The organism is Mycobacterium sp., assembly GCF_049585075.1.
GTDB lineage: Bacteria > Actinomycetota > Actinomycetes > Mycobacteriales > Mycobacteriaceae > Mycobacterium.
In genome coordinates, this window is the sequence record NZ_JBAUZA010000292.1 from 1 (window position 1) to 3,774 (window position 3,774).

Below are 3,774 nucleotides of genomic sequence, written 5' to 3' on the forward strand. Positions count from 1 at the left end.
CCAGGATCGCGCGGTCATCGCCCTCATCGCGGCGTCTCGCAGCCGGCCGGCGATACCAGTGCCGGGCGCGAGCCCGCTGCCCAGTGGCGGCAACCCCTTCGACGGCAGATACAGCGGATGCGGGTTCAGTTCGATCCACGGGATGCCCAGCAACTCGGCGGACATCCCGCCGCACGCCGTGATGACATCCGACACCACGAGGTCGGGCGCCATCTCCCGTAGCTGCGGAAGATTGAGCACGGCCATCCGCGCGGCGCGCTGGTGGATCTTTGCGCCGGCGTCACGGTCGTCGTCTTCGGTGGTGGGGTCGAGCCCGGCAAGTTCGACGGCGTCGACGCCGGCGGCGCGGGCAGTCTCGAGCCATTCGGTGCCGGTGAGCAGGGTCGACGTGTCGCCGGCTGCCGAGAAACGCCGACACAGCGCGATGGCCGGAAACGAGTGTCCCGGGTCCGGTCCAGCGACCACGGCGACGCGCATCGCCCTACCCTGCCACAGGAGCCTAGGGTGGTGATCATGACCGAGCAGACTCTCGAGAACACCCGCATTGTCGAGGTGTTCCTGCATGCGCTGCAGGACGCGGACCTCGAAACCGCCGGCGCCGCGTTGGCAGAGGACCTGGTATACCAGAACGTCGGGTTACCAACGATTTACGGGCGCAATAGGGCGATGAAGCTGTTCAGCTCGTTGGGTGGCGCCAGCGCGTTCGAGGTGAAGATCCACCGCATCGCGGCCGACGGTGCCGCTGTGCTCACCGAACGCACCGACGCGTTGATCTTCGGCCCGCTGCGGCTACAGTTCTGGGTATGCGGTGTGTTCGAGGTCCATGGCGGGCAGATCACGCTGTGGCGCGACTATTTCGACTTTTTTGACATGTTCAAGGCGACGCTACGGGGCCTGGCCGGGTTGGTCGTGCCGTCGCTGCGGGCGTCGTTCTAGAACAGTTCGATGAGCGACGACACGGTCCGCACGCGGCCGAACGCGGTGCAGTTCATCCGCTATTGCTGCGGGGGGCGGTTGCCCGACTCGATGCGGGACTGGGTGCGCAACGATCTGGCCAGCAAAGGCGCGACGGGCCGCATGATGCGAAGGGTCGCCGTTCCGGCGGTATTGGTGCTCGCGCCATTCTGGCTCATCCCGACGACGTGGGATGTCCACCTGAGCATGACACTGCCGATTCTGATCCCGTTCGTGTATTTCTCGCACGCGCTCAACAAGGTGTGGCGGCGTCACATGCTGCAGGTGCACAACCTCGACCCAGATCTGGTCGACGAACGCCGTCGCCAAAAGGATGCCCACATCCACCAGGCCTACATCGAACGCTACGGCCCCAGGCCTAAGGCGAACGAGTTCCGCGGCGACGACGGTTAGATCCGAGGTAGCCCGCCGAGTTCATCGAATGCCTGCGCCCAACCGACCAGGCGATCGGTCGCGCCGGTCAACTCGTCGCGGTAGCGCTGCCGCGAAGCCACCAGCGCGGCGCCGCGGTCCCCATTCGCCGAGGAAACCAATTGCGCTGCGGCGGTGACCATTTCGTTGTATTGGCGTACTCCCGCACTCAACTGGGCAGTGTACGCGTTGATAGTCGGGGCCAGGTATGACCGTGACTGCGGAGTGCCGTTGGCTGTACGCTCCATCGACACCACCTCGGCGGCGGTGGCCGCCATGGCGGCCGAGCTCTTCGTCGCAGCCTCGGTCAGGTCACGAATCTCGGTGGCGGGCAGCATGTTTCCGCGCTCCATGACGCCGACGAGTGAGAAGAAGCCGCGTTCGGAGGCTCCCAGCGCGTACATCGCCGGGCGCGCGGCCGAACTCGGCGGTGGCAGGCGTCGGCCGCTCGTCGGCCGCAGCGCGGGTAGCGGCTCGGCTCGCAGCCAGCGGTAGCGAATCAGCAGTAGTGTCGCGATCATCGCTTGCGCGACCGCGACCCCGCCGGTGATCTCCAGTAGCAGCGCGAACCAGCCCCAGGCCGCAAGGATCGCCGTCACCACACCCCAGAACACCGTTCCGGCGGCGAATATCAGCCCCCACCGCAGCGCACGCCGGCGCTGGCGCAGCAGTCGTGCCCGCGGATCGGTGGCGGCGCTGATCTTCTGCGCCACGAACTCGGAAAGGTCGCTTGCCGTGTCGAGCCAGCGCAACAGCAATGTCCGCCATACCGCGCCGCGACTGGACTGCACCGCCATAACGCTTCCGCTCGTCTACTGCTGACCGATGGGTTTTTCGGTTGGGGTGGCCTGGGGAGCAGCCGCCGGAGTGCCCGGGGTAGCCGTGCGCTCGCCCGCCTGCCCGCCGGCCGGCAATGCCTCGCCGCGCATCGAAGCGCGGATCTGCTCCAACCGCGAGTGGCCGGCCATCTCGACGCCGGCGTGCTCGACCTCGAGCATGCGGCCCTGAACAGAGTTCTGCGCCAGTTCGGCGGAGCCGAGCGCGTTGGCGTAGCGGCGTTCGATCTTGTCGCGCACCTCGTCGAGGCTCGGCGTGTTGCCCGGAGCGGCGATCTCGCTCATCGACCGAAGCGATGCGCTGACCTGCTCTTGCATCTTGGCCTGCTCGAGCTGGCTGAGCAGCTTGGTGCGCTCGGCGATCTTCTGCTGAAGCACCATCGCGTTTTGCTCGACGGCCTTCTTGGCCTGAGCGGCGGCGGCAAGCGCCTGGTCGTGTAATCCCTTGAGGTCTTCGACGCTCTGCTCGGCGGTCACCAACTGAGCCGCGAAAGCCTCGGCAGCGTTGTTGTACTCGGTCGCTTTGGCGGTGTCTCCGCCGGCGGTCGCCTGATCAGCCAACGTCACCGCCTGCCGGACGTTGACCTGAAGCTTTTCAATATCGGCAAGTTGGCGGTTGAGCCGCATCTCGAGTTGGCGCTGGTTGCCGATTACTTGCGCGGCTTGCTGGGTCAGCGCTTGGTGCTGACGCTGCGCTTCCTCGATGGCCTGCTGGATCTGCACTTTGGGGTCGGCGTGTTCGTCGATCTTCGCGTTGAACAACGCCATGACGTATTTCCACGCTTTGACGAACGGATTGGCCATTGGATTAGCTCCGCCTTCGGTGTGTAGGTGTCTGCACTCAGCCTCAATTTATCGGTTCCGCGCCGATTGCCACACCCTTGCTGCGCGTTAGGCAGTGGCTGATAGGGCCAGCGCGACGACGGGCGGGATGACGACCTTGGTGCTGGCGTCGATATTGGCCGCGCTGACCGGCGAGACCGACAGCTGCTCCCGGCGTGAAAGTTGCTCACCGGCCTCTACGAGCAGCTGAGACAACGGCACATCCAGCGCGTCGCAGATCGCGCTGAGCAGCTCGCTGGATGCCTCTTTGCGGCCACGCTCGACCTCGGAGAGGTACCCCAGGCTGACGCGGGCAGTGTCCGACACTTCACGCAGAGTTCGGCCTTGTTTGGTTCGGGCGCGACGCAGCACGTCACCGAGGACCTCGCGCAGTAATGACGGCATCGCGCTCTCCTTTGTCCGGTCAGCAGTTCAACAGATCAACGTGCGCCGCGCGCCGATTGGTTCCCGATCTAATTGCCCGGCTCCTCCTCACGCCGCCGTCACCAGTGCGCGCAGCCTGCTGATCGACTCGCGGACCGCCGAGATGCGGATGTCCCAGCGCGTCCCGCTGAGCTGCAGCTTGACCACCTCAGTGTCGATCGGCCCGGCCAGGCCCATGAACACCGTGCCCACCGGGTGTCCGCCATGCGGCTCAGGTCCGGCCACGCCGGTCAAACCGACGCCCCAGGTGGCGTCGCATCGTTGCTGCGCGCCGACGGCCAGCGCC

The 3,774-nt window shown here is 66.1% G+C and carries 6 protein-coding genes and 1 pseudogene; 2 read left to right on the forward strand and 5 right to left on the reverse strand.

The features are described from left to right. Positions 1-477, reverse strand: a pseudogene (locus WB785_RS14320) (glycosyltransferase); the annotation flags it as partial. 36 nt (positions 478-513) lie between these two features. Between WB785_RS14320 and WB785_RS14325 the strand changes: the two are divergent. Together WB785_RS14325 and WB785_RS14330 are read left to right on the forward strand one after the other, a co-directional pair. Further along, positions 514-936 carry a limonene-1,2-epoxide hydrolase family protein gene (locus WB785_RS14325; RefSeq protein ID WP_424079997.1) on the forward strand — a complete coding sequence of 141 codons (423 nt, stop codon included), beginning with the start codon at positions 514-516 and terminating at the stop codon, positions 934-936. Positions 937-945: 9 nt separating this feature from the next. After that, positions 946-1,368, forward strand: a complete 423-nt coding sequence (locus WB785_RS14330; protein ID WP_424079998.1) for a DUF5313 domain-containing protein — start codon at positions 946-948, stop codon at positions 1,366-1,368. Here WB785_RS14330 and pspM read toward each other — a convergent pair. The 4 genes from pspM to WB785_RS14350 all read right to left on the reverse strand — a co-directional run. After that, positions 1,365-2,183, reverse strand: coding sequence for a phage shock envelope stress response protein PspM (gene pspM / locus WB785_RS14335; RefSeq protein WP_424079999.1), 819 nt, complete (start codon positions 2,181-2,183; stop codon positions 1,365-1,367). The two genes, WB785_RS14330 and pspM, sit on opposite strands and share 4 nt — an antisense overlap. A gap of 15 nt (positions 2,184-2,198) precedes the next feature. Further along, the gene (gene pspA / locus WB785_RS14340; protein WP_424080000.1) at positions 2,199-3,026 is read right to left on the reverse strand and encodes a phage shock protein PspA; all 828 of its coding nucleotides are present in this window, start codon (positions 3,024-3,026) and stop codon (positions 2,199-2,201) included. A gap of 87 nt (positions 3,027-3,113) precedes the next feature. Beyond that, a complete protein-coding gene (gene clgR, locus WB785_RS14345) occupies positions 3,114-3,449 on the reverse strand; it encodes a transcriptional regulator ClgR (RefSeq protein WP_424080001.1) in 336 nt (111 codons plus the stop codon). A gap of 87 nt (positions 3,450-3,536) precedes the next feature. Continuing rightward, the coding region (locus WB785_RS14350) for a CinA family protein (RefSeq protein ID WP_424080002.1) at positions 3,537-3,774 on the reverse strand (238 nt) is incomplete at its 5' end.